Origin of the sequence: Cellulophaga sp., assembly GCF_039943695.1 — a bacterium.
Taxonomy (GTDB): Bacteria; Bacteroidota; Bacteroidia; order Flavobacteriales; family Flavobacteriaceae; genus Cellulophaga.
Genome location: NZ_JBDVAA010000086.1, coordinates 1 through 2,714, shown reverse-complemented (window position 1 = coordinate 2,714; position 2,714 = coordinate 1). Strand labels below are relative to the sequence as shown.

Below are 2,714 nucleotides of genomic sequence, written 5' to 3'. Positions count from 1 at the left end.
AATAGAAATATCTCACCGCAGTAAAGATTTTGTAGCTGTTATGGAAACAGCTCAATCTTTAGCTTTAGAACATTTAGGCCTTACAGATAAAGGATATAAAGCATTGTTTTTACAAGGTGGTGCAAGTATGCAGTTTTTAATGACAGCTTATAATTTATTAGAAACAAAAGCAGGGTATTTAAATACAGGTACTTGGAGTGACAAAGCTATTAAAGAAGCAAAATTATTTGGAGAAATAGTTGAAGTAAGATCATCTAAAGATAAAAACTTTAACTACATACCAAAAAACTATATGGTTCCTGCAGATTTAGATTATTTTCACCTTACCTCTAACAATACCATTTTTGGAACACAAATTAAAGAGTTTCCTAAAACTAAAATTCCAATGGTTTGCGATATGAGCTCTGATATATTTTCTCGTAAATTAGATTTTTCTCAATTTGATTTAATCTACGCTGGTGCACAAAAAAATATGGGTCCGGCTGGCACAACTCTAGTTGTTGTTAAAGAAGATATTCTTGGTAAAGTAACAAGACAAATACCTTCTATGTTAAACTACCAAGTACATATTAGTAAAGACAGTATGTTTAACACTCCTCCTGTTTTTGCTGTTTACACATCTATGCTAACTATGCAATGGCTTAAAGACCTTGGAGGTATTGATGCTATTGAAGAAATAAATAATAAAAAAGCACAGTTATTATACTCAGAAATAGATTTAAACCCATTATTTAAAGGATACGCAGACAAAGCAGACCGTTCTAATATGAATGCTACTTTTACTTTAACTGATGAAAAACTAAAAGATTCTTTTGATGCAATGTGTAAAGAAGCAGGCATTAACGGTATTAACGGTCACAGATCTGTTGGTGGCTATAGAGCTTCTATGTACAATGCATTATCATTAGATAGTGTTGGTGCACTTGTAGATGTTATGAGCGACTTAGAAAGAAACGCATAAGCTGTTATAAATAATTAAGATTAAGTATGAAAAAAATATTAGCAAACGACGGTATATCTCAAAATGGTATAGACGCATTAGAAAAAGCTGGTTTTACAGTAGTTACAACCAATGTTGCACAAGAACAGCTTGCTAATTACATAAACGAAAATAAAATTGCAGGTTTGTTAGTGCGTAGCGCTACACAAGTAGGTAAAGATATTATAGACAACTGCCCTACTTTAGAGTTAATTGGTCGTGGTGGTGTTGGTATGGACAATATTGACGTAGTTTACGCCAAAGAAAAAGGACTACACGTTATTAATACACCTGCAGCTTCTTCTGCCTCTGTTGCAGAACTTGTATTTGCTCATTTATATAATGGTGTTCGTTATTTGTATGATGCCAACCGTATTATGCCTTTAGAAGGAGATAGTAAATTTAAACAGCTTAAAAAAGCCTATGCTAAAGGTGTTGAGTTAAGAGGAAAAACCATTGGTATTATTGGTTTTGGTAAAATTGGTCAGGCTACTGCACAAATTGCACTTGGTGTAGGTATGAAGGTTATTTACCATGATACAGAAGTAGAAGAAGCTACTGTTTCTGTTCCTTTTTTTGATGGACAATCGGTTTCTTTTAACTTTAAAAACACTACCAAAGACACGCTTTTAAAAGAAGCTGACTTTATTACTATTCACGTTCCTGCACAAAAAGGATATACTATTGGTGATAGTGATTTTGACAAAATGAAAGATGGAGTTGGTATTATTAACGCTGCTCGTGGTGGTGCTTTAGATGAAGTTGCCTTAGTTGATGCTTTAGAAGAAAATAAAGTAGCTTTTGCTGGTTTAGATGTGTATGAGTCCGAACCAAATCCTGAGATTAGAATATTAATGCATCCAAAAATTTCTTTAACTCCGCATATTGGGGCAGCAACTAAAGAAGCACAAGACAGAATTGGTGAAGAATTAGCCTCACAAATTACTACTTTGCTTAAATAATTGCAGATTATCGGTTATTCTATAATATCATTCTTTTTTTTTGTAAATTGAAGCATTATTAAACATTAACTAAACAAAACAGATGTCAGGATTATTAGATTTATTAAATAGCCCAATAGGTTCACAAATTATAAAAGGTGTTGCAGGTCAAGCAGGAGAATCTGAGCAAAAAACAGCAGGTGTACTAAGTATGGCACTACCTTTATTAATGGGTGCAATGAAAAAAAACACAGCTACTCCAGAAGGTGCTCAAGGACTTATGAGTGCTTTAACAAACAAGCATGATGGTAGCATTTTAGACAACCTAGGTGGTTTATTTGGCGGAGGTGTAGATGACAACGTTATGAACGATGGTCAGGGAATTTTAAATCACGTATTAGGAGCAAAACAACCACAGGTAGAAAATGCACTAAGTCAAAAAGCTGGTGTAAGTTCTGATACTGTTGCTACTATTTTAAAAGTTGCTGCACCACTTTTAATGGGCGTTTTAGGTAAACAAGCAAGAAATGAAAATGTTGTTGAGTCTAACGGTATAGGAAATCTTTTAGGAGGTTTACTAGGAGGTGATGAAAACAGCAATAAAGAACAATCTTTAATTGAGTCTTTTTTAGATTCTGACGGAGATGGTAGCATTTTAGATGATGTTGCAGGTATGGTTCTTGGCGGAAACAAAAGTGGAGGTTCTGGGATTGGAGGTCTTTTAGGCGGACTTTTCGGAAAATAAGCACACTTTAACAAACATATATAAGCCACTTGAAAAAATCAAGTGGCTT

General features: G+C 34.0%; 3 protein-coding genes. All 3 read left to right on the top strand.

Features of this window, described 5'->3' with window-relative positions; genetic code table 11:
- The coding region (gene serC / locus ABJD66_RS05850) for a 3-phosphoserine/phosphohydroxythreonine transaminase (RefSeq protein ID WP_348129269.1) at positions 1–961 on the top strand (961 nt) is incomplete at its 5' end.
- 26 nt (positions 962–987) lie between these two features.
- Complete coding sequence (locus ABJD66_RS05845; RefSeq protein WP_348129266.1) at positions 988–1,941, top strand: NAD(P)-dependent oxidoreductase; 954 nt, start codon at positions 988–990, stop codon at positions 1,939–1,941.
- Between the two features lie 82 nt (positions 1,942–2,023).
- Entirely contained in the window at positions 2,024–2,665 is a 642-nt protein-coding gene (locus ABJD66_RS05840) for a DUF937 domain-containing protein (protein ID WP_100895874.1), read from the top strand.
- The last annotated feature ends 49 nt before the right edge of the window (positions 2,666–2,714 follow it).